At 59.3% G+C, this 24,587-nt stretch carries 18 protein-coding genes and 1 pseudogene; 4 read left to right on the plus strand and 15 right to left on the minus strand.

Annotated features, from left to right (window positions below; genetic code table 11):
• Positions 1-73: 73 nt before the first annotated feature.
• The 9 genes from FJ428_RS20005 to FJ428_RS20045 form a co-directional block, all read right to left on the minus strand.
• Positions 74-805, minus strand: a complete 732-nt coding sequence (locus FJ428_RS20005; RefSeq protein WP_140498451.1) for a cysteine hydrolase — start codon at positions 803-805, stop codon at positions 74-76.
• A 97-nt stretch (positions 806-902) separates the two neighbouring features.
• Complete coding sequence (locus FJ428_RS20010; RefSeq protein ID WP_140498450.1) at positions 903-2,087, minus strand: acyltransferase; 1,185 nt, start codon at positions 2,085-2,087, stop codon at positions 903-905.
• Positions 2,088-2,413: 326 nt separating this feature from the next.
• A complete protein-coding gene (locus FJ428_RS20015) occupies positions 2,414-3,508 on the minus strand; it encodes a NeuD/PglB/VioB family sugar acetyltransferase (RefSeq protein ID WP_140498449.1) in 1,095 nt (364 codons plus the stop codon).
• Between the two features lie 6 nt (positions 3,509-3,514).
• The gene (locus FJ428_RS20020) at positions 3,515-4,447 is read right to left on the minus strand and encodes a transketolase C-terminal domain-containing protein (protein ID WP_140498448.1); all 933 of its coding nucleotides are present in this window, start codon (positions 4,445-4,447) and stop codon (positions 3,515-3,517) included.
• Positions 4,448-4,450: 3 nt separating this feature from the next.
• The gene (locus FJ428_RS20025) at positions 4,451-5,461 is read right to left on the minus strand and encodes a thiamine pyrophosphate-dependent dehydrogenase E1 component subunit alpha (RefSeq protein WP_140879996.1); all 1,011 of its coding nucleotides are present in this window, start codon (positions 5,459-5,461) and stop codon (positions 4,451-4,453) included.
• Positions 5,458-6,633, minus strand: coding sequence for a DegT/DnrJ/EryC1/StrS aminotransferase family protein (locus FJ428_RS20030; protein ID WP_140879997.1), 1,176 nt, complete (start codon positions 6,631-6,633; stop codon positions 5,458-5,460). The genes FJ428_RS20025 and FJ428_RS20030 overlap by 4 nt, the downstream gene beginning before the upstream one ends.
• A gap of 22 nt (positions 6,634-6,655) precedes the next feature.
• On the minus strand, positions 6,656-7,333 hold the full coding sequence (locus FJ428_RS20035; protein ID WP_140498445.1) for a PIG-L deacetylase family protein: 678 nt from the start codon (positions 7,331-7,333) through the stop codon (positions 6,656-6,658).
• On the minus strand, positions 7,330-7,992 hold the full coding sequence (locus FJ428_RS20040; protein WP_140879998.1) for a sugar transferase: 663 nt from the start codon (positions 7,990-7,992) through the stop codon (positions 7,330-7,332). Before FJ428_RS20040 ends, FJ428_RS20035 begins: the two co-directional genes overlap by 4 nt.
• Positions 7,989-9,350 carry a polysaccharide biosynthesis/export family protein gene (locus tag FJ428_RS20045; RefSeq protein WP_140879999.1) on the minus strand — a complete coding sequence of 454 codons (1,362 nt, stop codon included), beginning with the start codon at positions 9,348-9,350 and terminating at the stop codon, positions 7,989-7,991. The genes FJ428_RS20040 and FJ428_RS20045 overlap by 4 nt, the downstream gene beginning before the upstream one ends.
• Positions 9,351-9,493: 143 nt before the next feature.
• Between FJ428_RS20045 and FJ428_RS20050 the strand changes: the two genes are divergently transcribed.
• Both FJ428_RS20050 and FJ428_RS20055 read left to right on the plus strand, forming a co-directional pair.
• Entirely contained in the window at positions 9,494-10,714 is a 1,221-nt protein-coding gene (locus FJ428_RS20050; protein WP_140633022.1) for a glycosyltransferase, read from the plus strand.
• 66 nt (positions 10,715-10,780) lie between these two features.
• Positions 10,781-11,911, plus strand: coding sequence for a glycosyltransferase family 4 protein (locus FJ428_RS20055; RefSeq protein ID WP_140498441.1), 1,131 nt, complete (start codon positions 10,781-10,783; stop codon positions 11,909-11,911).
• A gap of 36 nt (positions 11,912-11,947) precedes the next feature.
• On the opposite strand, the gene FJ428_RS20060 is transcribed toward FJ428_RS20055, so the two are convergent.
• Positions 11,948-14,245, minus strand: coding sequence for a polysaccharide biosynthesis tyrosine autokinase (locus tag FJ428_RS20060; RefSeq protein ID WP_140581298.1), 2,298 nt, complete (start codon positions 14,243-14,245; stop codon positions 11,948-11,950).
• Positions 14,246-14,524: 279 nt separating this feature from the next.
• Here FJ428_RS20060 and FJ428_RS20065 point away from each other — a divergent pair, with 279 nt between their 5' ends.
• On the plus strand, positions 14,525-15,865 hold the full coding sequence (locus tag FJ428_RS20065) for an O-antigen ligase family protein (protein WP_181167351.1): 1,341 nt from the start codon (positions 14,525-14,527) through the stop codon (positions 15,863-15,865).
• 105 nt (positions 15,866-15,970) lie between these two features.
• Here the strand turns inward: FJ428_RS20065 and FJ428_RS20070 are convergent, their stop codons facing one another.
• Entirely contained in the window at positions 15,971-17,425 is a 1,455-nt protein-coding gene (locus tag FJ428_RS20070; protein WP_140498438.1) for a hypothetical protein, read from the minus strand.
• 20 nt (positions 17,426-17,445) lie between these two features.
• Complete coding sequence (locus FJ428_RS20075; protein WP_140498437.1) at positions 17,446-19,602, minus strand: nucleoside-diphosphate sugar epimerase/dehydratase; 2,157 nt, start codon at positions 19,600-19,602, stop codon at positions 17,446-17,448.
• A gap of 436 nt (positions 19,603-20,038) precedes the next feature.
• Here FJ428_RS20075 and FJ428_RS20080 point away from each other — a divergent pair, with 436 nt between their 5' ends.
• A complete protein-coding gene (locus tag FJ428_RS20080) occupies positions 20,039-20,917 on the plus strand; it encodes a sulfotransferase domain-containing protein (RefSeq protein ID WP_140498436.1) in 879 nt (292 codons plus the stop codon).
• 98 nt (positions 20,918-21,015) lie between these two features.
• On the opposite strand, the gene FJ428_RS20085 is transcribed toward FJ428_RS20080, so the two are convergent.
• From FJ428_RS20085 to FJ428_RS20095, 3 genes and pseudogenes are all read right to left on the minus strand, one after another.
• Positions 21,016-23,214: an acyltransferase family protein gene (locus FJ428_RS20085; protein WP_140498435.1), complete on the minus strand. Its 2,199-nt coding sequence runs from the start codon at positions 23,212-23,214 to the stop codon at positions 21,016-21,018.
• Positions 23,215-23,264: 50 nt separating this feature from the next.
• Positions 23,265-23,357 (minus strand): annotated as a pseudogene (locus FJ428_RS30710) (sulfotransferase); the annotation flags it as partial.
• Positions 23,358-23,369: 12 nt separating this feature from the next.
• Positions 23,370-24,587, minus strand: coding sequence for a glycosyltransferase family 4 protein (locus FJ428_RS20095; protein ID WP_140498434.1), 1,218 nt, complete (start codon positions 24,585-24,587; stop codon positions 23,370-23,372).

A 24,587-nucleotide genomic window follows, 5' to 3' on the forward strand; every position in this document is an offset into this window, starting at 1 on the left:
TTGGGCTTGATCTACGCTGGCCCTGAGCGGCAGCCGCGGTGCTCCAAGGCGACTGATAGGCAGCTTTGCCTGCTCATTCGGCTAGTTCAAGACGACCGTGAACTCGCTCTGCGACCGACTTCAGGAATTGGTCGGACGTCGATGTCCATCCAAAGAGTATCTGAACGAGCGTGATCGAGGCATCATGATTGCTCCTTGGGGCGTCCCAAGCGATGGGCTCGCTGGTGCAATCCGTCAGCAGTATGCAGCGATAGTCCCTGAAGAAGGCATCCCGAATTGTCGATTCCACACACACGCTGGTCGTGCATCCTGTCACGATGAGGTGTTTGACGCCTGCGGATTTCAGAACAGAATCGAGTTCGGTTTCGTAGAAACCGCTGAATCGCGTTTTATAGAGGACGACATCCCCTGCCTGTGGCTTGAGGCCGTTGACGACCTCTGTTCCCCAGGTGTCGCGGATCAGAATCCGGCTCTCGCTGCCATCCGGGGCTGTCATGTTCGCGCCCACCCCGAAGATCTGGAGATGTCGAATACGGTTGGGGGCGTCCGACGTTCCAAGGTCCGAGAGGTCGCGATGATATCCCATCTTCAGGTAGACGATGGGCATGCTCAATTCGCGAGCGGCAGCTATTACGCTGGCAGTAGGGCCTACAGCCCGTTGAATCCCGGAGATATCGATTCCGGCTCTGTCGAACATTCCACCGTTGGAGCCGAAGTCATTCTGCATGTCCACGACGAGTACGGCAGCGTCAGCGGGATCAATTGAAATAGGTTGAGGCTTGGCGTCGATGACAAATGGATGCATTTCGTCCTCATCCCTGCTTGCAGCCTAACAACAGTGGTTACGACCAGTCTGCTATCTATCCGCCTCAAAAGCCGCAGGCCGCCGCGCAACGGCGATCCTACCCCCTTAGCCATGCCGCACGTTTGGCATTTGACGCCAGCCAAAGCCGCATCGCGCTTGGCTGCGAAGCCGAGCGATAGATCTTCTGATGATAGACAAACTCATAGGGCCACAGCTCAAGCGTTCGGTTCGCGAAATGCGTCAGCACCCAGGTGATCGCCGCCGCCGCCAAAATGAAGGCGCTCATCGATAGGACAACATTGCCGGAAAAAAGATGGGCGCGGGAAAACAGCGAGCGTGTCAGAAGATACGTGTAGGGATGCACCAGATACAGGCTGTAGCTCACCGTTCCGAAGTATCGAAGCAGCCGATTGCCAAGGAGTAGTGCCGTCAAGCTGTTCCGCGACACTGCAAGGCAGAAGTAGAGCCCCGTCGCGACCATGAGCAAGGGAAGCTCGGCATTTTGGAAATCGGACCAGTGATAGTCGTAATGGCCGCGGCTGGCGAGAAAGACGCAAGCTGCCAGCGCCCCGCTCTCGGCAAGCCGATGGCGGCCCCGGTTTACCCATTCAAATCGGTCGTAGGCAAGGCGGATCAGCCCGCCGGCAAGAAAATACAAGGCGATCGGGTACCGGGCGATAAAGAGCGCCGCGAGAAGACCGAGCGCAATTGTGCCGAGTCTGGTTGGGCGACGAACCGTCAGGAAAACGAACGCTGCCGTAAACACATAGAACCAGACCTCGAAGGTCAGGCTCCACGCGTTCGGCGTCAATTGCTCGGTATGGGTTGCAAGGTTCAGGAATGTCAGTCCTGCCAGAACCGCTGTGAGATTGTTGGTTTCGGGATAAAAGTTGGTGGTTGCGTTCAGCAAGATGAAAAGCAGGCTTAGCGCGAAAAACAGAGGGTAGAGGCGCAGGAACCGTCGGGCAGCAAACTGAGCGGGACTATAGCGTATCGCACTGGGCAGGATGACGAAGCCACTGATTACGAAGAAAAGGCAGACTCCGAAGGTGCCGAAATTCCAGAAGGGCGTAATGCGGTCGACATAGGCCGAATTGGAGGCGTAGACGTGCTCCGCCGTGCCGCCCAGGAGGTGAGCGAAGAAGACCATAAGAGAAGCAATGCCGCGCAACCCATGCGCGGCTACATTGAACGAATTGTCGCCAGCCGGCTTCGCTGACGCTTCGACGGGAAAATGCTGCGGACCCGATGAGTTCTGAGGATGGAGATGTGCAACGGTCATCTGAGCCTTCAAGTTGGATCCCGCAGACCATTTCACCGTACACCATCCCAGGTCTCGCAATGCTCGGGAATTCGAAGGACACCCCCGCCCAAAAGTAGTGGGCTGCCGCAGAAAAACTCCACCGGATGACTAACAGCCGCATTGCGGGACTGATTTAACCCAGGCCCGATGCTGATTGCGGGCGATCGCTGGACCGCAACCGAAGTACGGCTTGACTGACACCGATCGGAATTGGCGAACCCTCGGCCGCAGCCACGAGAGCCGCCCCGTCGAACCGCCCCGCCATGTCGCTTTCTCGAGCCGGAGATCGCCTTGGGCGACATGCATTAGCGGAGATGGCGGCGGCCCTGCGCGTCGACGATGGTGTTGTCTGCGACATTGGCGCTGATGTGCGCGCCGTTGTGGATCAGGCAGTCGGCGCCGATCTGGACGCCCAGGAGCACCGTTGCGCCCATTCCCACGACGGTCAAGGCTCCGATGCCCACTCCGCCGGCTATGATAGCGCCTGGTGTCAGGTGCGCATTGTCCTGAACGACGCTGTCGTGGCAGACTATAGTCCCCTGATTGACGATGACGTTGTTACCGATCGTACAGCGCGGACCGATGCTCGCGCCGGCCAAAATATGGCAGCCATGTCCAATCCTGGTCGCCTTGGAGACGATCGCGGAAGGATGGATCACAGGCGGCAGAACGAAGCCCATTGCGGTGGCGCGTTCATACATTGCCCGCCTCACCTGGCTTGACTGGGCGCCTCCGATGCCGATGAAAGCATAGCGCGTGCCCTCCGCAAGCAAACGCTCCAGGCAGTCTTCCGTGCCGATCACCGAAATACCGCCGCAGACGTGGTGGCCGGCGGGCAACGCTTGATCGGTGCAGCCCAGGATATCGTATCCGGCACCATCGAGAGCATCGATCAAACAGGCGGCGTGGCCGCCGCCGCCGATGATGACGGCCCGCCTGGAGAAAGCGACGGAACTCGGCTCGCCCGGTTCGGCTCTCTTGGCGGCGGATCGGCGACCGGCAGCAGCGCGCACCTCGGCTTCGCCAATGCGGCCATTGGACGGAATGACGTCCGCAAGGTTGACCCCGAGCTCGGATGCGGCCTTGCGGGCTTTAGCCGTTATCGCGACTTCGCTGGCCCCGACATCGGCCGCGCTGGTCTCCCCGACAACGACATTCGAATTTTCGTCGATGATTTTGCAAAGCGTTGCGCCGACAGGAACGAAGTCACCGACCTTGATGTCCAGCAGGCCGACAGTTCCTGCCTCCGGAGCATCTACCTCGACTGCGGCCTTGGTGGTCTCAAGCACGAAAAGAATGGTGCCTTGTTCGACCCTTTCACCTTGTGCGACCCGAATCTCGATGAGCTGGAGATTGTCCTCGTTGGCGTTAACCCGCGGGGCTTCGACAAGCACGGTCATGTACGCTTAGCCTTTCTGGAACAGCTCGATGCAGGCCGCCTGGATGGCGTTCACACCCGGCAGCAGATCGTCCTCCCAGTCGCGGCTTGAGGGAATGGGGTGATCGGGCCCGGTCAATGCGCTGAAGTGCCTGACCCGGCCGATCAGCGCGCGCGCACACTCCGACGCGAAGCCCCAGCCGGGAGAGCCTTCCTCCACCGCGACGACACGCGTGCAGTTGCCGACCTGGCTTCGGACCTCATCGCCAGGGAAGGGCGACAGCTGTTCGACGGCCACCACGGTGGTCGCGATTTCCTCCTCTTGCGCGAGTTTCTTTGCGGCCGCGACAGCGTGCTCGACGCAACCCCCATATGTCAGGATCACGACATCTGCATCCGCCGGGCGTGGAAGCGCGTCGGGTCCGAGCACGGGCCTGGAATACATCACCTTGTTTTCGATGATCAGGTGAGGGGATCGCGACGCGAAGGCCCGATGCAGAAGCGTGCCAGGATCGGCATACTCGTGAGTGGCAAGCACCGTCAGCCCGGGCACGCCGCAAAAATGCTTTTCCAGACTTTGCGAGTGCGTCGGCCCATAGCCGCGCCGTCCGCCCATGGGAGCGCGGATGATGACGGGGACCTCAACCTGATCGTTGTACATCCAGCGGAACTTGGCGACGTGATTGATGATCTGGTCGGCAGCAAGGGCTATGAAGTCTCCGAACATGAGTTCGACGATCACAGGCCGGCCTTTGATGGCCATGCCTGCCGCCATGCCAACAATGCCGCCTTCGCTGATCGGCGTGGTCCAGACACGGTCCTTATAGGCTGACGAAAGACCCTTGGTGACTTTGAAGGCGCCACCGTAGGGGTCAAGAACATCCTCACCCAAAATCACCAGACGGAGATCGGCTCCCATGAGATCGTGTAGCGCGCGATTGATAGATTCGACGACACGCATGGATCAACCCCGCGCCAAGGCGGCCGCGGCGGCGGATTCGACCGCGCGGTCCACGACATTCAGGCAGTAGGCGTCGATCTCGTCGGCGTTGGCAACGCGCCGGCGCATCGGGGGTATGGGATCTCTGGCTCGAGCTTGCTCAAGACGCTCCGCCGGCCTCGTATCATCTCCCTTGCTGTGTGGGCCGATCCGCTCGGTTCGCAAGTAGAGCCAGCAGGGGCGGGATTCGGCGCGTACATAGCCTACGGCTTCTTGGGCGAGCTCATATATCGCGACCGGATCGTTGCCGTCATAGGCGAATGTGCGGACGCCGAACGGCTCGGCCCTGGCGACGATCGAACCGGAGACGGTCAGATGCTTGGGGGTCGTCTGGGCGATCTCGTTGTCCTCGATCACAAAGACCACCGGTGCGGCGAAAACAGACGCAAGGTTAAGGCTCTCGTATACGGCTCCCTCGCCCATCGTGCCGTCGCCGAGGAACACCACTGCGACGGCGCCCTCGTCCTTTCGCGCCAGCGCACTACCAACCGCGACGGGTGCGATGCCTCCTTGGATGCCATTGGAGTGGAAGTTGCGGAAGCACAGGTGCTGGCTGCCGCCGCGTCCGCCGCAAATGCCGGTTACACGCCCCATGATCTCGGCTATCAGGCCTTCGACTTCGCCCGAATAGGCAATGAAATGACCATGGCAGCGGTGGTTGCTCCAGACAATGTCGCGGTCCCGGTCAAGAGCGTTTATCACGCCAACCGCATTGGCTTCCTGTCCAATGGACGTGTGCGTCGTGCCGAACAGGAGACCTTGGGAAAAAAGATCGAGCAAGCGCTCCTCCACGAGCCGGATGAGCATCATCTGCTGATAAAATCGAACCGCGGCTGGCAGTTCGAATCCGAGCAAACCACGCTCTGTAGGGGCAAGGGTGAGGTTCCGCGCTGCTGACGACGTCACTATCTGCAGCTCTGCCAGAGAAGACGCTAGAACGGTTTCATCCTTCCTGATCGCGCGTTCCTTTGTCATGCTGCCTCGAGCTGGCGCGAAGCCGTAACAAGGATTGACCGCGCCGTCGACGCGGCAGCCATGGTCTCCTCGGTCGTCCAGGACGGGTCGACCAGAAAAGCCATACTCGTTTCACCGAGCTGCCGTGCGATCGGCAGACGTTCGGGCGGCGCTACCCCGGCGTCCGCGAAGGCATGTTCAAGATAGATCTCAGAGCAGCTTCCCGAGAAGCATGGGACGCCGGCCGCATTGATAGCCGCAATCAACTCGTCGCGCGACCATCCGGGGGACAGCATCTCGGGCTTGATATAGAAATAGCATCGGTACCAGGCATGCTTATGCTCCGAACCGAGCTGGGGCGCGTGCAGCATCGGCAATTCAGCAAGCGTCCTCATCCAGATGCTGGCATTTCGCTCGCGTTGGCGAGTCCAGTCGGGTAGGCGTTCGAGCTGCCGCAAGCCAAGCACTGCCTGGATTGATGTCATGCGCCAGTTGGTGCCGATGCTGTCATGCAGCCAGCGAAACCCTGTCGCCCTATGGGGGGCAAAGACCAGATTGTAGTTCTTGCCGTGGTCCTTGAGGCTCCAGGCAGCGAGCCACAATTTTTTGTCGTCCATTGCGACAAGCCCACCTTCGCCGCCCGTCGTGATGATCTTGTCCTGGCAGAACGAGAACGCCGCTATGTCGCCGAAGGAGCCAATCGGTCGTCCGTTGTATTCGGCTCCATGCGCCTGGGCGCAATCTTCGATGACTTTTATGCCGCTGCGCTTTGCGAGTTCCATGATCGGCGCCATGTCGCACGGCCAGCCGGCAATATGCACGACGATCACTGCCTTTGTTCGAGCCGTTAGCTTCGGCGCAATCGTCTCGGCGGAAAGGTTGCCCGAACTCGGGTCGACATCCGCGAAAACGGGCGTGGCGCCGGCAAACATGACGCAGGCGGCGGAGGCGACGAAACTGCGGGGCGTGACGATCACCTCGTCGCCGGCGCCGATGTGGAGGATCTTCATCGCAAGATCCAGCGCGAGCGAGCCGTTGGCCAGCGCCACCGCGTGACGTCGGCCGAGGCTGCGCGCATAGGCGCGTTCGAAGGTCTTCACATGGTCGCCGGTCCAGGCGTTCACCTGGCCGGATCGCAAAACCTCTACCACATCGGTTATTTGTTCTTCGTCGTAGATTGGCCAGCGTTTCATCGCAGAATACTCCAGCTAGGATTCAAATGACGTTTCGCAGAAGGACAAAGGCCTCGGCCGCCCTCAGATGGGCGGCGGTGCCCCTGACGATCGCAAGCGCCCGCAAGGTTTCGATCGAACGCTCATGCGGGAAATCTCTGATCTGTGAGGCGAACATCGACGCAGCTTCGAGCTTGCGGTCCAGCGTCGATGCGATGTCTATGAAGACGTTCGGCACGAAACTCGGCGTCACATAGGGGGCATTCCAGTTCGTTTCGGAGACGGTCTCGTAAGCCATGATCGTCCGCGGATATTGAGATTGGGTCGGGCGAGCCGCTACCAGCGATGACAGGAAGATCAGCTGGTGGTCCATGTGCACATCACCGACGAAGGGAATGAGCAACGTATCCGGCACGACATCCCGCAACAGGGTCAGCAGCGCCCTGTTGAGCGTCGCGTGCGGCGTCTCGGCGATCTGCGCTGCCGGCAGATCAAGCCAATGCGTCTGCTGCACGCCCAAACAGGCATGCGCCGCCTTGGCCTCGCTGCGAACCCGTTCCGTCATCTCCTCTGTGAAGGCGGGCGGGCTGCCTCGCGTAACCACTGCGACATGAACTTCTGCGCCTTGCGCAGCCATCCGGGCTATCGTGCCGCCACACCCCAGGACCTCATCATCGGGATGCGGTGCGATCACCAGAAGTCGACCGAGTGCTGGGTTCATGGCCGGACCGTCCCGGCGGGCATAGCCTTCAAAGCATGGTCGACATGGCGGCGGTCGACGCGTTCGCCCAACAGTGCCACTTGGACAGTCAGAACCAGTATGTGCAGATCGAGCCACAGGCTGCGGTTGCGCACATACCAGAGGTCGAGCGCCAGCTTTTCGCTGTTGGTGAGGCGGGTATTGCCGTTCACCTGTGCCCATCCGGACAGGCCGGGGCGGACCGTGCCACGAATACGCCCCAGCTCGCCGAATTCGGCGATGGTGGCCGGGAGCAACGGACGGGGCCCCATGAAGGCCATGTCCCCCCTGGCGATCGAGAGAAGCTGCGGCAGCTCATCGATGCGGACGGAGCGCATCAGCCGCGTGGCCGGCGTCTCACGCAAGGCGTCGGGGAGCAGCATGCCATTTCCGTCTCGCCCTTCGTGCATCGTACGAAACTTGCAGATCACGAACGGGCGACCTTCCAGCCCGCTGCGAGACTGGCGGAAAAACAATGGACGGCCGACACTAACCCAGACAATGGCAGCAGCCACGAGCCATAGCGGCAGGCTGAGAACCAAAAGGATCACCGCTGCGATACGGCTTGGCATGGCCCGGCCAAGCGGAACGCGCGCAGTCCAGCCGCCGGAACGTGCTGTTGGGGTGCTGAGGCCGATCATTGCGACGGTCCGACCTGGACGGAAGAGGTCGTCGCCAAGGCAGTGGCTGAACGGCTTGTCGTGTCCTGGGCGCTATCCAGGCGGTTTATTGACACAAGGATCGTATCTCCGGCCGCAACCGGATCGTCGAGGGTCGCCACCTTTGTGGCGGTCTGGCCATTTACCTTGCGGCGGATCTGGTAGGTGAACGTGATGGAGTTGTTGCTGCGTGTCTGCTCCGCGGCCAGCGAGCTCAACAGCAGGATCTGTTCCTCGGTCGATTCTCGAACCGCGATCAGGCGCTCGATTTCAGAGTTGTGGGCCTGGAGATCCGTCAACGCCGTGTGTGTCCAGGTCTGGGTGGCGTCATCCAGGTCGCGCTGCAACTGGCTCAATTCGCGGCGCACCGTTGATGCCTGATTGTAGATTTCAAGCAGATGGGATTGCTGCGTGGTCGCTTCGCGCTCGGCGTTCGAGAGGTCTGTGATTGTGACGAGACCTTTCTTGTTGAGGCCCCTGATGCGATCGAGATCCGCCTGTGCCGAAGCGATCACTGTCTTTTGTATGTCCGAAAGCTGTTGAACATTGGCGAGGGCAACATTTACTTCTTCGATCCCCGCCGAGAGCTGCTTGCGACGTGTCGTCAGCGCATGTTGATCTGCTTCAAGGATGCGCTGCTCGGTAGGAAGCAGCGTCGCGAGCAGGTTGGCGTTCATGAGGCCCTTGATCTTGGCAGGCAGATCCAGTTCCGAGATCTTGTCGCTGTTTGCCAATTGGGCCTTGATGCGCGCAGCGGCGACCGCCTCCTTGGCGATCTCCACCACGCTTTCATCAAGAGCTCCGCGCAACCGGGCGCGTGTTACGACGCGATCCTCCGCCGTGGCTCCCCCGGTCGACTGGCCGCCCGCAAGCGCCACCGCCTGCTCCACATTCAGTGCCGGCTGGTAAGGAAACGAGCCCGGCGCCTTTACATCCCCAAGGACGAAGATCGGGCGGAAGCTCACCACCGCAAGAGCTATATGCGGGTCATTGAAGAGTTCACGCTCGATGAATGCCTTACGGATACGACCCAAGGCGTCGGGCACCGTCAGGCCGCCGACTTCAAAGCTGCCGATCAGCGGAATGTTGATCGCGCCATCGCTGGCGACCGTGAGTTGTTCGGCGGGAAGCGCGTCGTCGATGAAGTCAAACGACACCACATCGCCGACCGAAACCTTGTAGTCATCGTCCGCCGCGGCCCAGGCATCAAGCTGGGAAATCAGAATCGCTGCAACCGCAAGGATCGCAATACTGGCGGATCCCAGCGTTTTCGCAAGGAATGTACTGGTCCACGCGCCTGTCGATCGCCTGCTCCGCGCCGCATTGCAATAAGATGCCATGGAAGCCCACCATAGAATTTTCCTGCAAAGACCCTAGCGACACCTGCGCGAGGACAATGAGTCATACCTTTGGTGGAGCGGTGACAACCTTCGGTCTGGTTCCCACCTAATTTGGCTAACTGGATGTCTACTGCAACCAACGTATGGTGCGGCTGGATACTGTCGGACGATTGAATGCTTCCTCAGGGCGGAGCGTTGCAGACAGCTGGGAAGCTTGCGTGCACACAAGTGTTCTTCACACCATTACCAGTCTCGACGTCGGCGGCGCTCAGGTCATGCTTGCCCGTTTTCTTGGCCAGGTCGACCAAAATCGCTTCTCGACTTCAGTTCTGTCCCTGCTTTCACCCGGTCCGGTGGCTGCAAACGTAGAATATACAAGATCGGGGCTCGTTTCGCTCGGCATGACGGAACGGCCGCGACCGCGCGATGTCGTTCGGCTGACGCGGTCGATAAGACGGGCGGCCCCCGATCTTCTTCACGGATGGATGTATCACGGCAACGTCGCGGCAACGCTCGGCTCGATGCTAGGGCTCAATTTCTCGCCGGTCATCTGGAGCATCCATCACACGGTTCGAGATCTCGCCGACGAGAAACCGTTGACGCGTCAATTGATACGGCTCTCGGCCCGCCTGTCGAGGCGCACCAGCGCGATCTCATATTGCTCGCGCGTCGCCGCCGATGATCACGAGCGCCTGGGCTTTGATCCGCGCCGAAGGGTGGTTATCCCGAACGGGACGGATTGCGATCAATTTTCCCCCTCGGCCGACGCCGGTGCGAAGCTGCGCCGCCTGTTCGGCTTGCCGCCCGGACGGCTGATGATCGGCCATGTGGCACGCTTCCATCCCATGAAGGACCAGGTTAGCCTGGTCCGCGCCATCAGCCGGCTCCTGGAACAGGGATACGACGTTCAGGGCATATTTATCGGGGAGGGACATGCCGACGGCCCGGTGCGGCGCACCGCCCGTGAGCTCGGCATAGACGACCGCATTACCACGCCGGGCATCCGCGCTGACATCGCCGACCTCATGCCGGGCTTCGACGTCTACGCGCTTTGCTCGGCTTGGGGCGAGGCATTTTCCCTTGCCGTAGGCGAGGCGATGGCCAGCGGCGTGCCGGCGGTGGTTACCGCGGTCGGCGACTCCGGCTGGCTGGTCGGCGACAGCGGCGTGGTCGTTCCACCGGGAGATAGTGAAGCTCTGGCCGCCGGATTGATCAGGCTTGTCAGCCTTGAACCCGCCGAGCGCCGCGCCTTGGGTCAACAAGCGCGTCGTCGCGTCATGGAGAACTTCTCGCTTTCCCTTTACGTCGGCAGGCACCTGGAACTCTACGAAGCAGCTCTAGGGCGTCGTCGCCATATCCGATAGGAGCGGCTGGTGGTTGCTGTGCACATGAATGGTCGAGATTCTCCTCGCGCCCCTGTGGACTATGCGATGCGCCGCAAGCGCATCGTCGTCATTGCGAGCCTGACGCGTTCGCTTGTCAACTTTCGTCTCGAATTGTTGAAGGCCATGGTCGCTGCGGGGCATGATGTCATTGCGCTCGCCCCCGATGAAGATGAGCGGGCGATCGCCGGTCTCAAGGCAATTGGCGTGACCTTTCGACAGATTCCGATGGCCAGGACGGGTACCAGTCCGCTGGCCGATTTGCGAACGCTCAAGGCGCTTTACAAGCTCATTCGCGGCTTGGCGCCCGAAATCGTCCTGGCGTATACGATGAAGCCGATCATCTATGGTGGATTGGCTGCCCGCCTTGCCCGTGTACCGCGCCGGTTTGCGCTCTTTACAGGCTTCGGCTTCATATTCAGCGGCAGCATGACGGGACTGCGCGCAACCATTTTGCGCCGGTTGAGTATTGGTCTCTACCGCTCGGCTCTGGTCGGCTGCGAAGCAGTTTTCGCTTACAATGACGCCGACGCTTCCGACATCCGGCGCCATGGGATGGTTTCTGCGACGACGCCGGTGATCATGATCCCGGGTTCAGGAGTGGACCTGACACTGTTTGCCGCAAGCCCCCCACCTTCAGGGCCTCCCGTCTTCCTTCTGATCGCTCGCTTGCTTCGCGAAAAGGGAATTGCCGAGTTTGCTGCCGCCGCGCGTATCCTGAAGACCAAGTACCGCGCTGCACGCTTTCAGATTCTCGGGCCCTTCGATCCCAGTCCCCTCTCCATCTCGAAAGCCGAAATGGACCAGTGGACCAAGGAAGGCGCCGTTGAATATCTCGGCGAAACACACGACGTCGGTCCCTATTTGACCGCGTCCACCGTGTTCGTGTTGCCGTCCTATTACAGGGAGGGCATTCCCCGCAGCGCGCTGGAAGCCTTGTCGACCGGTCGGCCGATAATCACGACCAACGCCCCTGGCTGTCAAGAAACGGTGATCGAGGGCGAGAACGGTTTCCGGGTCGAGCCGCGAGACGTGGAAGCTCTCGCCTCGGCGCAGCGGGCTTTTCTCGAGGATGAGGAACTCGCCGCAAAGATGGGCGCCAACTCAAGAAAGCTCGCGGAAGACCGGTTCGATGTTCACAAGGTGAACCAAACCCTGCTCGAGGCGATGGGGATATAGTCGGCCGCGCCTGATCGGCCGCGCGGCCGATGGCGGTCAAGCGGGAAAATAACGACGAATCTGCTGCCGTTTCAAATAGGCTTTCCGCAGGGCACCACGGGCCTGTCGGAAGGGGTCGACACGGTTGAACACCCAGCCGATCGATGGACCGCCGGCGAACCGCAGGCGCTCGACAACCTGGGAGAGAGCCTCTTGCGTGGTGTTGTCGCACGCGGCCACGACCACGACGGTATCCACCGAGGCGGCAATCCTGATTGCGTCTTCGACGACGAGCACAGGCGGCGCGTCGATGATCACCACGTCGTATTCGAGCCGGAACGCCTCCAGCAATTTCGCGAATTGGCTGGAATTGAGGAATTCAGGCAAGGTCTGGTCGTCGGCAGATGGCGCCAGCACATCCAGTCGCGGAACTTCAGGAAGCGTCTGAACGATCTCTGCCAGGGTGCAACCACCATGTAGGTAGTCGTTGAGTGTCTTGTCGGCGGGCCCAAACTGCATGGCGCTATGGATGCTGCGGGTTCGCAAATCCAGATCAATCAGCGCTGTCAGGGCGCCGTCCATTCCAGCTGCCACGGCGAGGCCCATGGCCGTCGTTGTCTTGCCTTCCTGTGGTAGTCCTGAGCTGACCAGGATCACCTGTTTGCTCCGGCCACCGTTCATCCGGGTGCAGGCCATGTACAGCGACCGGAAGGCATCGGAGAAGGCCGAACGTGGTTGCGACAACAAGGTTTCAAGAGGAGGCGTGGCGCGTTGCAGGAATTTCTTGGGCAGTTGCGGAATCGACGCCAGCAGTGGCGCACGGATAAGCTTCGATACCCGTTGTGACTCGCGTATTCTCACATCCATGCTTTCAAGCGTCAGCACAAGGATCAGGGCTAGGATCAGCGACGCGGCGAAACCGCCTGCCGTCATCAAACGAAGTTTGGGAAAGGAAGGGCTCGTCGGAATCTCGGCAGCGGAAACCGTCCGCACGCCGGGCTCGACCGCCTCGGAAAACGGATCGAGGCTGCCAAGCCTGCCTGATACGAGGTCGTAGAGCTTCTGCTCGGTCGACAATTGGTTGTTCAGTTCCCGAAGCTTCGCTTCCGCCAGGCTCCTTTGCCGCAGTTGCTCGTTGGACTCCTCCAAAGTCTTCGCGAGTTGGTTGACCCTGCCTTCGTTGACGCGGACGTCGTTTTCCAAGATTGCGATCGTACGCAGCATCTCCTGAGAGATCATCGCGCGGACGGCCGCTACTTTTGCATCCGCCTCCTGGACCAAGGGATGATTGCGCCCGTAGTTGCTGGCCAGTTGCGCGCGATCCCTCATCGCCGTCGCTTCGTCGTTGCGCAGGGATGTCAGGAAGTCCGATGAGAGCAGGGGATCGACGTTCGCGCCCGCGTCGCCGGTCTTGGCCGCCAGCCTGACCTGGGCGAGGCGCGCCTGCGCTTGCGTGTATTCACCTCTGGCGGTGCTGAGCTGCTCGTTGCTTTGCTGGATCGAGGCGCGCAGCAGATCATCGCGTGGATCGCTGGATACGCCGTGTTCTCGCGCATACTGGGCGATCTGGCCTTCTATGGCGGCTATCCGTGACGCAAGCTCCGTCGATTGCTGCCTCAGAAAGCTAACGGCGTCCTTGATGTCCTGCCGTTTGTTGTCCCGGGACCATTCCACGAACAGTTTGGCCGTCGCATTGGCTATCAGGGCCGCCCTCGACGCGTCGTCATTGAAAAAGGAGATCGTCATCGCCGAGCTCTCTCCGGACCGATCAACCGAAACGCTCGACAGATACGATGAAATCGCCCGATCTTGCTGAACCCCCTTCGATGGCAGCGACGCGGGATCCTGCGGGTCGGCGCCGGCGACAAGGCTCCATAGCGCTCGCGGTATCGAGACGATCAAGCCGACGGCCTGTGACAGCAGTCCAGGGCCCGAATCCGAAGGGGAAGCTCGGCTCGCGGCTGGTTTCAGATAGGTGTTGAAGTCCGGGTCCTTGATGAGGTCCAGTCTGTCGACGACCAGGCTGGCAAAGACACGAGAGGTGATCAGATCCGCCTCGGTGTCCATTCGCGACTTGTCGGGCTGTTGATTAGGCTGCGCTTGTGCGGTGTCGAGAGGATTGGGATCGTCGGATTCGACAACGATCATCGAGCGAGCGGTGTACGTCTTGGGAAGTTCCACGGCCGTGATGAGCGCGAGAGCGGTGCCGGTAGTCACGACCGCAAGGATCAAGGGGAGGCGCCTTCGGAAAAGCGTGTAGAGCTCGCGCGGGCCGAAAGTGCGTTCCTTCGACGGCTCGATCGGCTCTTGAAGAAATGGTTCCAGACGGCTCCACACGCTGTTGTCGTCTATCAAGCTCACAGATCCCGCCCCTTTTTGTTTGTCTTCGACTGGTCCAAGCCGGCCCTGCCACATCGGACCTGGAGGCTACCCAACATCGAATTCGCGACTTACCGCGACGACAGTTTTAACATGGTTGCGCGGCCGCAATCGCGCTCAAGAGGCTTAGCCGCAAAGGCGACATCATCCAAAAGGATAGCGTAACCGGCCCGGGCCCTATCTTGGCAGATAGGCTGAACTGCAGGCCCAATGAGGGCTGGCGAAAAGGACTCTCAAGCAGATTCAGGAGTGAGGATGAACTACGCCAGGGCTCCTCGCCATTATTGGACAAGGCCCGGCCCCAAACCGGCCGCCACATCGTTGCCAGAGGTAGCCGGGAGACTCGGGCTCTGGTTCGCCGTGGCGTCCGTCTTTCTCACGCCCTTCAATATTCTTCGGTTTGATGCATTCTATTTTACCATCAGCGACGGCTTCGCTCTCGCGGCCGTATTCGCAGCCATACTCGGGAAATCCTTTTCGATCTCTCCCTTGGGCGCGGGGACGTTTCTATGGAACATCGGCATCGCCCTACTATGCGGGATGCTGCTGCTAAGCAGTCTGATCCACGGAGATCCGCAGCGAGGCTTCATCATCTCGGCGCAATATCTGTACGCCTACTTTCTCCTGGCCTTCATGATCGTGTCGAGGCCCTGGGCCGAAATCGTTCTCTTGATGAAATCATTTCTTTGCTCGATCGCCGTGATGTGTCTGCAGGGGATAGTGATAATCGACATCCTCAAGCAACGCGGCACCGTCTTTGTCAGCGGCAATGGTCGTTTTCAGGGTTGGGTGGAACGCGAGAATGAATGCGCAACGCTGATAGCGCTCTCTGTCCCGCTAATGTTGTGGCTGGTGGCGTCAGGCTGCATAAGGCCTCGCTGGCTTTGGGTCGGACTGCCGCTTTTTGGCTATGGCATTATTTTGACAGGATCCAATACCGGCCTGATCGGCCTTGTCTTTGCGGTCACCATCTTCGTAGTCGCGACGGGCTCGTGGCGCCGCATCATTTCTTTAGCGGTGACCTCGCTCGCCGCATTCTTCATTGCCGTTACCTGGGGCCGCGACTTCTTGCCCGAGGTCTTCCAACACCGCGTGCTGAATGCGCTGCAGAATGGTGACCTCGATGAGGCTGGCACGTTTGCAGACCGTATGCGGCTCATCCATGAGGCCATTGGCAAAGCGGACAATAATTCACTGCTTGGTATCGGTGCCGACCAGTATCGGCAGGTCAGCGAATTGCACGCCCCGGTCCACAACACCTACCTCCTCATATGGGTCGAGGCAGGGCTGCCCGGATTCATCGGTTTTCTGCTCCTGCTCGTGGCAGGCATCACCATCGCCATCCTTGCCGCTCGGAGTCGTGAAGGCAAGGTATCCGCCATTTGCACGGCGACGACAGTTCTCCTCTTCGCGGCGCTGGCCAATGCGCTACCGCATCTTTACAGTCGTTTCTTTCTCGTGCCTCTGCTGCTTGGAATGGCGCCCAGTGTTGCGATTTTGCGCGACGGCCCAGCTTCAAGAACGGTCACGCGCTTTCTTCGCGGTACTCGCTCCAAGTACGGTCGTTCGCGGCCTTTCCTACGCAGGCCGATCTAAGGGGCCCACCAGCCGAGCTTTCCAGCTTCTACAAAGGCTAAAATCGGCGCACCCGGAAGATCTGGTCAGAGTCTCCCCATGGCAAGAGCGAGCGATATATAGAAGCTATTTCGCCGGCTCTGATGCTTGCGCGGAGATGAAACGAGCGAGGGCGAACACGCCCTCGACGAAGTCTTCTCCCTCGATAAACCGGCCCTCAACCCAGCGTCCCTGGGTATCCTGACTGTCGACGAGCTGACGCACCTTTGAATTCAGTTCGCCAGTACTCAACTCATCCGCGGCACTGATCCACAGTCGTTGACGTGAAACTCTCTGCCCCCGCGTTGCACTCTCGAGCCGAGCGAACACCGGCTCGATCTCTGCACCGGTTTTCATGCCGTAGTGTTTCAGGAGGTCCATGTCGTCGAACGTCACTTGGCCGCCCTCATCGATGTAAAGCGGCCGGTTGGTGTTGAGTTCGTAGAAACGTGCCCAACTGCCGTCGGACAGGCGCGCCGCCTGTAGCCAGGTGGCTGCAGTCGTCGCCGCGTGCAGCAACCGCGCATCCCTGTTTTGCTCGTTCAACTCGATCAGGTAATCGATATTGCCGGCGGTTTCGCGCGAGACGACCGCTGGCGGCTCAAACCTGCGTCCCCAAACCGGCTGCATGGAACGATCGTAACCCTGAGCCCAGCCCTGTTGTGGCGCGGGCAACTGGGCTGCAAGGAGAAAATCACCGACCTTCTCCGCCGTCTTGAGATATGCGGGATCGTGATATGTGCGGTAGGCGTTGAGAAAGAGACGACCCATATCGCGGGGAAGATTGTCATTGACGATGAAATAGGGCGGACGATCAGGCTTCTGCCACTCGTGAGACCAACTGGCCGGAATACTCGCCTTGGCCGCAGCCTTTACATCCGCCCCAGGCGCGGCTCCCTTGAAGAAGACCGGGAAGGCCCCATTCGGGTATTGCACCCGCATCAATCGATGAAGCGCCCTGTCGATGCAGGAACGGACGTCCGGATCCGAACCGCCGCTCGCCAGGTCGAACCACATCAGAAAATTCAGCACGCTCTGTGTGTTGTTGTCATCGAGGACAGTCTCGTTGCGTTGCGGATTGTCCTTGATATCGCGACAGATATTCCCGCCTACCTTCAGTGCGCGGTAGCACCATGTCGCCGCCTTTTGCGGGTCGGTCTCGATCTTGTAAAACCATCCGCCGGATTCCAGCTGAGTCTTGACCAGAGCGGTTGCCACGACCTGGGCAGACTGAAGCCATTGCTTGTCGCCGGTAACCTCGAAAATGCGCAGGAACGCAGCGCCGACAGCCGGCGTACCAGGCGGCTGCACCCAGCCAACGCTCGCGGGCACGGTACCGCCTTCGCCCACCCTCTTTTGGCCGTCGAGGGAATATTTCCATACATAAGTTCCCGCTACACCGAGATGATCGCGGAAATAGGCCCCGGCAGCCTCGATCGCCTCCCGTGCCTCGGCCACTGTCGGCTGAGATTGAGGCGCCCCGGCCAGTGCAGTGCCGCACGACAGCGCGACAAACAGAGCCGAGGCAATATGCCTTAGCACGGCAGCGCTCCCGCTGGGCCTCAAGCGGCCGCCTCGTGTGGACGCGTGCTTGCCTTGGCTGAACCGAGGATCACATGAGGCACGAAGGGCGCCGTCACCGCCGCCGCAGGCTTGGCTTCGTCTCTGCGGTAACTGGGAAGCATATCCGCAACAAGATTTAACACTCCCTCAGTGTCGCCGGCCCTCGCCAAGCGACGCAATTGCGAAAATCCCTTGCGAAGCGTGTCAAGCGGCATCGCGTTGGGCACGGCGCCCAAGACTCCGGAAATCGGAACGTCGACACGTCTTTCGCTTTCGTCGAAGAGTTCCTCGAACAGCTTTTCCCCCGGCCGGCAGCCGACAATCTTGATCTTGATGTCCTCATCCGGCCGAAATCCCGCGAGCTTGATCATGCGGCGCGCCATGTCGATGATCTTGATTGGCGCACCCATGTCGAGAACGAAGATTTCGCCCTGTCCGAGTTTTTTCTCCAGACCATGGGCCGATGCCTGCAAGGTCAGTTCAACCGCCTCGCGTATTGTCATGAAGAAGCGCTTCATCTCCATGTCGGTCACGGTCAGTGGACCGCCGTGGGCGAGTTGGCGCTTGAATAGCGGGATCAGCGACCCGCTCGAACCCAGAACATTGCCGAAACGAACGGTCATGAAGCGGACGGGGGTATCGCCGGCGGTAAAGGCGAGGTCCAGGGACTGGCAGTAGAGTTCCGCTAGGCGCTTGGTAGCGCCCATGACACTGGTCGTGTTCACAACCTTGTCGGTGGATATCTGGACCATTGCCTTGGCGCCGCAAAGGCGGGTCGCTTCTGCCACGTTCATAGTACCGATGACGTTGGTAAGAATGCCCTCACAGGGATTCAACTCGACCATCGGCACATGTTTGAGCGCCGCCGCGTGGAAGACCAGGTCGACGCGATGGCGTCGGAAAATCTCGCCCAGGCGAACAGGGTCGCGTACGTCGCAGATATATGGCTTCCGGCGCACATTCGGGAATTTCTCCGCCAATTCCAGATCGATGGCGTACAGATTGTACTCGCTGTTATCGATCAGGACCACTTCGGTGGGGCCGAGCGCGGCAATCTGCTGCGTGAGCTCTCCGCCGATCGAGCCTCCGGCGCCGGTTACGACGATGCGCCTGTTTTCGATCATTCGGGACAACGCATCTTTATCAAGAACCGCCTGGGGCCTCTCCAGAAGGTCGGTAAGTTCGATGGGGCGCAAGTCGAAGCGACTCTGATATTTAGGATTGCGCAGTTCCAGGACCGGGGCGGGGCGAGAGACAGCGATGCCCAGACGGTCGGCCCGGTCGATCAGCGCTTCAAGCATCGGGTCGACGAGGCCAGGCACCCTTTCGGTGAAAATCACGTGGCGGGGCTTGATGCCGCGACCTTCCAGATCGCCGATGACCATGTCGAAGTCTTCGATGCTGCCCAGAACCGGCACGCCACGCAGGAAATAGCCCTCTGTCGTTGCGCCATTATCGAGCACGCCGACCGGCCAATGGCGTGCATTCGGATCCCGCTGCAGCGCGCGAATATAAAGATCGGCCGCATCGCCTGCACCGATCAGCAGCACAGGGACCACGTCGCGTCCGTTTCTCGCTCTGTTCGCAGTCGGACCAAAGCGGCTTAGCTCAACGAGCTTGGAGCGGATGCGAACTGAAATAAGCAGCGGCACGAGCAACAGAAACTGGATCACTATCACCGAGCGCGGGATCGAATCGAGCCGTGTAGCCACAAACATCAGGAACACGAAGGCCAGCGATGTGACGAATGCCGCGCGAACGATACCGAGCATGTCGCCGACAGAAGCATATCGCCAGTTGCGGGTGTAGAGGCAAGTCACCGGGAAGACCACGGCGCATGTAAGCAGGAAGCAAGGGAGTGCGAAGAGCAACGAAGCGTGGCTTTCCGGACCGGTGAATTCTCCATCAAGGCCCAATCGCATGAATGAAGCAAACGACAGTGCCGCCAGCGCCAGGGCCAGATCGATGATGTAGAGATGAAGGTTCTTGCCAACGGCCTTGGCGCGCCCGGTCACCCGCCGGCGCAAGTAAGACAGCACATGAACAATCGTCCGCGGTTTGCTGACGAGACGGCCGAGAGCGATCGCAGTGGCCAGCAAAAGGGATTGGCCTCCCAGTGGACTGATTGCCTCAAACGGCTGATCTGACTGGCTCATTCTAGACCTCGACAAAGCTTACCCGCTGCGCCCCAAGAGAGCGCGTCAAGAGATGCGGCTGTTTGAACTCGCAGGCACAAATCCGTGCCTGCCAGTCCCTTGCTCAATCAAGAACAGGTTGGCCTGCAATCGTTCGGATTCGAGGCTACGATCTTATCGCTGCTATGGGGCGCTTTACCCGCTTTCTAAGCAACACATGCTTTTGTGCATGTGGGGCTATCGGAACTGCAAGCGGACTTTGCCGCGTTAATCCAAAGAGGTACTCCCATCAGTCCGGGCCAGCCAGCTAGCTAGGTCTCGCTGCACCGACGCAATGGCTTACAATGGCGGAGATTAAAATGGTCGCTTGAGTTTCGGTCCGGCGGTCCCGTTCTTCGGGCACTTCATTGTTGACGCCGCCAATGCGCCAAACTCACGCTAGCAGAGGAAGCTTTCTATGCTCGGACAGTTGAAGAACAATCTTCGCGACGCTACCTTTTTCCTTGGCGAAGCCGTCGTTCCAAAGAAAATACGCTACTCGGGTCCCCTGGGAGCGTTGCGCCGCCAGATGATCTTTTGGTCGCGTGACTCCTTTGTGCTTTCATACCCGAAATGCGGTAGAACGTGGCTGCGCACCATGGTTGGCCGCGTCATCGACAAACACTACGGCCTTAACCTGCAGAATCCGATGGAAATCCAGCATTTCTGGAAGATCTCGTCGAACATCCCCTGCATTGGCTTTTCTCACGACGACAGCCCAAACCTTAAGCGTCCCAGCGAAATCCAGGCCGATAAGTCAAAATATTCAGGAAAAAAGATCCTATTTCTGGTTCGGGATCCGAGAGACGTGCTTGTTTCATATTATTTCGACGCAACGCACCGAATGAAGGTGTTTGACGGAACGATCAGTGAGTTTCTTGCCCAGGATGTCGGCAGCATTGATTCCATCATAGCGTTCTACAACGCTTGGGCGCACAACCGCGATAAGGTGAAGGCATTTCAAATGCTGTCCTACGAACATATGCGCCAAGCTCCAAAATCGGCGCTTCGCACGGCGCTAGATTTTCTGGGCATTCAGGGCGTGCCGGAGATGATCCTCGATGAGGCGACAACCTTTGGCTCTTTCGAGAATTTGCGAAAGATCGAAATGGCAGACGCTTTCGGTCACGAAAGAATGCGCCCGACGGACCAGTCGAATCCCGACAGTTTTAAGGTGCGCCGGGGCAAAATTGGCGGTTATGTCGACTATTTCAACAGAGACGAGATCGCTTACATGGATGAGAGAATTGCCAGCTCTTTGGACCCGTATTTCGAAATATACCACCGCAAGGCATAGCGTCGAGCTCTACTGCAAGGCGCAGCCTTGTCGCTTCTGTGCTGGGACGTCGCATAAGACTTCCCGGTCGAAAAAGTCCACGGCTCTTCCTTCGCCTGTCATCGGTCATTTCCCCACCGTGCTTTGATGGCGTCCATGATCAAAACGTTGAGCTTGGACGCGCCGGTCTCGCTGAGATGGTTATCGTCCCGATAAAAAATCTGAGAGCCTCGATTGGCGAAACAGCGCTGTTGATCGCAGAAGGCCTTCTCCGGATACACACGCACGAGATTTGGATCGGATCCGACATTATCGTATAATGCGTATGTCCGTTGCGTTCGCCGGCGGAAATCCCCGTAGGAAACCGAAATCGGGTCCGCCTGCATATAAGCTGCAGGATCGTTCTGGCGTCTGGCCCGCATGAGAAGCACCTGCGGGACGTTCCAACCCATCTCCGGGACAGGATAGACTAAGACAACTTTCACCCCGCGCTCCAGAAGTGTGTTTATGGTGCGGGAAATGGCCGTGGCGACTGCAGCCGGATCGGCGGGCCCGGTTTCACCCAGCTTGGCCAAATGCGGGTGATCGTCGCCCGGCTCGATTCCCCCCTCGCCATTGTTGTAACGGCTCTGCTCCACGAGAATGGGGAGACGCCACAAGAGCACGGCTATCGGTCGCTTCAGCCTGCCTATGTAGTCGAGCCTCTTGTCATTGTAGTCGCCTGGACAACCCGGTTGGTCCACGTCAACCCTTTGCAGACCGAGGAGAAATACGCAGCCGCCTCGATTGAGCGGTGTGAACGAGGCGATATCTCGGTAGTCATCAAGGCTGTCTCGCATCGGACCAAGCAGAGTGCGAGCGTGAGAGTCACCCAAACTAACAAGAGCATAGCCCTCGGGATTCGAGCCATGAAAGGTACAAGGACCCTGTTCAGGCGCAAAGTTGAGACAGCTCTTCCCGTTCTGAAAGATCTGAGCCTCGCGAATATCGGATGCAGCGGCAATCGGGGCCAGGCCGTCTGCAAAACGGCTTGGCAGGCCATTTTGGACATACCAGTAGTATCCGCCCCCGCTGAGTAGCACGGCCCCAAGTGAGGCAATCAGCCATATAACGTGCCTGCTGGTTCGCTTTCTGCTACGGGTCGGAATCTCGACGAAGCGGTAAGTCGCAATGGCAAGTATAACTGACATCAAAATCCAACAAAGTACCATCACGCCACCGACAGAATCGGTTGCGCTCATTCTGCCGAAAGCAAATATCGGCTGATGCCAAAGATAAAGGGAATATGATATCAGGCCGACAAATACAAACGGTTGGGAGGAAAGCGCTCGTGTAATGGGATCGCCGTGCCCTGTATACCAGATAAGCAATGCCGTTCCTGCAACCGGGATCAGCGTCACAAGTCCCGGGTGGTGCCACTGCGGCCGCATCAGCGGCACCGAGCAGATCAGGAGCGCCAAACCGACCGCAGGCGCGACTCGCGAAGAGCGCATCGACACAAGCCGGCCGCCAGTCAATTCACGTCTTGCCAGAAACACCCCCAACCCTAGTTCCCAGATTCGGGTTGGCAGTAGAAAAAAAGATGCGTCCGGGAAATGCCGCGTCATCCACTCCGCAAGAATGAACGAAACGACGAGCCCAATGCACAGGATGGCTGTTAAAAATTTCCGAGAAAATTTCCACACCAGTAGAAGAAAGCAAGGGAAGATCACGTAGAACTGTTCTTCGACTCCCAAGCTCCAGGTGTGAATTAATGGACGAAAAAGATTGTCGGCTGCGTCATAGCTCGCAACATGCCAGAAATATAGATTGGAGGCTGAAAACACGGTTGCCAAAAGGCTCGCCGAATAGTCTCTAAAGGCACTCGGCAGCATATATAGCCAAGCGAAGGGGATCGTTACTGCTAAGACGGTATACAGCGCAGGTAGGATCCGTCTCGCGCGACGCTCGTAAAAATTGGCGAACGAGAAAGTCCCATCCATGACTTCCCGCTGTACAATCGAGCCAATCAGATAGCCGCTAATAACAAAAAAGACATCAACGCCAATAAAACCGCCCGCAAAGGGGTCAAGGCCCGCGACGCGAAGCCCTGAATGGTAGAGGATCACCAGAACGACTGCGATCGCCCTCAGGCCGTCAATTTCGCGGCGATATCCAACTTGACCGGCCGGGGTCGTGGCCACGATCCCACTCTGGGCAGCTCCCGTGTCTTGGTTCGCATTGCGAGCAGGATGATGGGCTTCGTACGGCAGACCTCGATCAATGCCGGGGGAACCATATGTCAATGGCGCAGCTGACTTTTCGTGAAACTCACTCATGTCAAAGGAGGCCCTTCCCTTGGATGCGTCTATCAGGATGCCGGCGTGCTGACGCTCGGATCGGCCTGAAGCTGCTGCTGCAGCCAGGTCGTTGTGCTTTTTGCGGCTCCGATGACAAGGAAATCGATGTGCTCTACCCGCATTGCGAAAATCCTTTAACCGCCGATTTCGCTGGTTAGGTCGGTCGCCAAGCCGGCTTTGCGGGAGCAAAGCGCCCTGTCATAGATCTTCATGACATTTTCGACATGGCGGTGCGTGCTGTAGGAGAAGAAGGCGTGGTCGCGGGCTGCATCGCTGATCCGGGCCCAGAGCGGCGGATTGGACAGCAACCGCGATAGCGGCTCCATGAAGGCCCCGGCGTCTTCCGGTGTGACCAGAAATCCGGTCCGCCCGTTCTCGATAGCTTCCGGATTGCCGCCATGATCGGTTGCAACCACCGGCGTCCCAAGAAACATCGCCTCGATAAGGGTTCGGCCGAAGGGCTCTCCCATGGCGGGAACCACCAGAACATCCGTTGCCGCGAGGAAAGGTTCGATCGGGTTGCGAAAACCCATGAAGCGCACCGTTTGGCCGAGCCCGCGCTCGGCGCAGCGCACGCGGGCGGCCGCTTCAAGATCTTGCGAGCCCGCGGGTGAATTCCCGAACACGCAGCCGACGACCGGGATTTGCGGATGCTCCCGCACGAAACGATCAAGGATATCGATGAAGAGGAGCGGCCGCTTTCGTTCGATCAGCCCGCCGATGAAGCTCAGGACGCGTGTTCCTGGTGCAAGGCCTAGCTCGTCCAGAAGTGCGGCCTTGGCCGCGATCCTGTCAGGCACAGTCGACGGATGGTCGAAGGGACTATGGATGACGCTGAGCCGTCCCTTGAGGGATCTGATCGGATGCCGCGGTCGCGAAAATCGCGACACCGTCACCATGCGATGCGCGATGAGCGGCGCAAGCACGTTAGCGCCCTTGGCGTCGGGGTCGCCGCGATGATGCCAAACCAGCCGAGCACCTGCCAGCCTCGCCGCAATGCCCCAATTCACATGCGTCCTGCCGTCATTGGTGTGAACGATATCGAACTTCTGCTCCTTGATGAAACGCCGCATGCGCGGAAGCGTACTGGTCAGATAGGTCATGACATCGCCGGGGATTATTCCCTTTCCAGGCGAAGTCGTCGGCAGCGGAAAACCCGTGAAGGGCTGGCCCTCCATTTGCAGAAAGGCCGCCAGAGGCCCGGCCGTTTCCTGAAGCACCAGAATCGGAACGACCTTCGATGTATCGAGGTTCTGGATGAGCTTGAGCGCCGAGATGTGGCTTCCACCGACATCATCACCGATAAATGGAAAGCAAACCCGTATCGGCCCTTGGCTAGCTCCTCCAACCAT

This window comes from Mesorhizobium sp. B2-8-1 (assembly GCF_006440955.1).
Taxonomy (GTDB): domain Bacteria; phylum Pseudomonadota; class Alphaproteobacteria; order Rhizobiales; family Rhizobiaceae; genus Mesorhizobium.

What these genes read in the sequence shown, in the direction of transcription:
- FJ428_RS20040 (WP_140879998.1), bottom strand. Translation starts at nt 7,992, where the DNA reads ATGATCGGCCTCAGCACCCCAACAGCACGTTCCGGCGGCTGGACTGCG.
- FJ428_RS20080 (WP_140498436.1), top strand. Translation starts at nt 20,039, where the DNA reads ATGCTCGGACAGTTGAAGAACAATCTTCGCGACGCTACCTTTTTCCTT.
- FJ428_RS20015 (WP_140498449.1), bottom strand. Translation starts at nt 3,508, where the DNA reads ATGACCGTGCTTGTCGAAGCCCCGCGGGTTAACGCCAACGAGGACAAT.
- FJ428_RS20030 (WP_140879997.1), bottom strand. Translation starts at nt 6,633, where the DNA reads ATGAAACGCTGGCCAATCTACGACGAAGAACAAATAACCGATGTGGTA.
- FJ428_RS20065 (WP_181167351.1), top strand. Translation starts at nt 14,525, where the DNA reads ATGAACTACGCCAGGGCTCCTCGCCATTATTGGACAAGGCCCGGCCCC.
- FJ428_RS20045 (WP_140879999.1), bottom strand. Translation starts at nt 9,350, where the DNA reads ATGGCATCTTATTGCAATGCGGCGCGGAGCAGGCGATCGACAGGCGCG.
- FJ428_RS20035 (WP_140498445.1), bottom strand. Translation starts at nt 7,333, where the DNA reads ATGAACCCAGCACTCGGTCGACTTCTGGTGATCGCACCGCATCCCGAT.
- FJ428_RS20020 (WP_140498448.1), bottom strand. Translation starts at nt 4,447, where the DNA reads ATGCGTGTCGTCGAATCTATCAATCGCGCGCTACACGATCTCATGGGA.
- FJ428_RS20025 (WP_140879996.1), bottom strand. Translation starts at nt 5,461, where the DNA reads ATGACAAAGGAACGCGCGATCAGGAAGGATGAAACCGTTCTAGCGTCT.
- FJ428_RS20085 (WP_140498435.1), bottom strand. Translation starts at nt 23,214, where the DNA reads ATGAGTGAGTTTCACGAAAAGTCAGCTGCGCCATTGACATATGGTTCC.
- FJ428_RS20075 (WP_140498437.1), bottom strand. Translation starts at nt 19,602, where the DNA reads ATGAGCCAGTCAGATCAGCCGTTTGAGGCAATCAGTCCACTGGGAGGC.
- FJ428_RS20005 (WP_140498451.1), bottom strand. Translation starts at nt 805, where the DNA reads ATGCATCCATTTGTCATCGACGCCAAGCCTCAACCTATTTCAATTGAT.
- FJ428_RS20050 (WP_140633022.1), top strand. Translation starts at nt 9,494, where the DNA reads ATGGTGCGGCTGGATACTGTCGGACGATTGAATGCTTCCTCAGGGCGG.
- FJ428_RS20095 (WP_140498434.1), bottom strand. Translation starts at nt 24,587, where the DNA reads ATGGTTGGAGGAGCTAGCCAAGGGCCGATACGGGTTTGCTTTCCATTT.
- FJ428_RS20010 (WP_140498450.1), bottom strand. Translation starts at nt 2,087, where the DNA reads ATGACCGTTGCACATCTCCATCCTCAGAACTCATCGGGTCCGCAGCAT.
- FJ428_RS20055 (WP_140498441.1), top strand. Translation starts at nt 10,781, where the DNA reads ATGCGCCGCAAGCGCATCGTCGTCATTGCGAGCCTGACGCGTTCGCTT.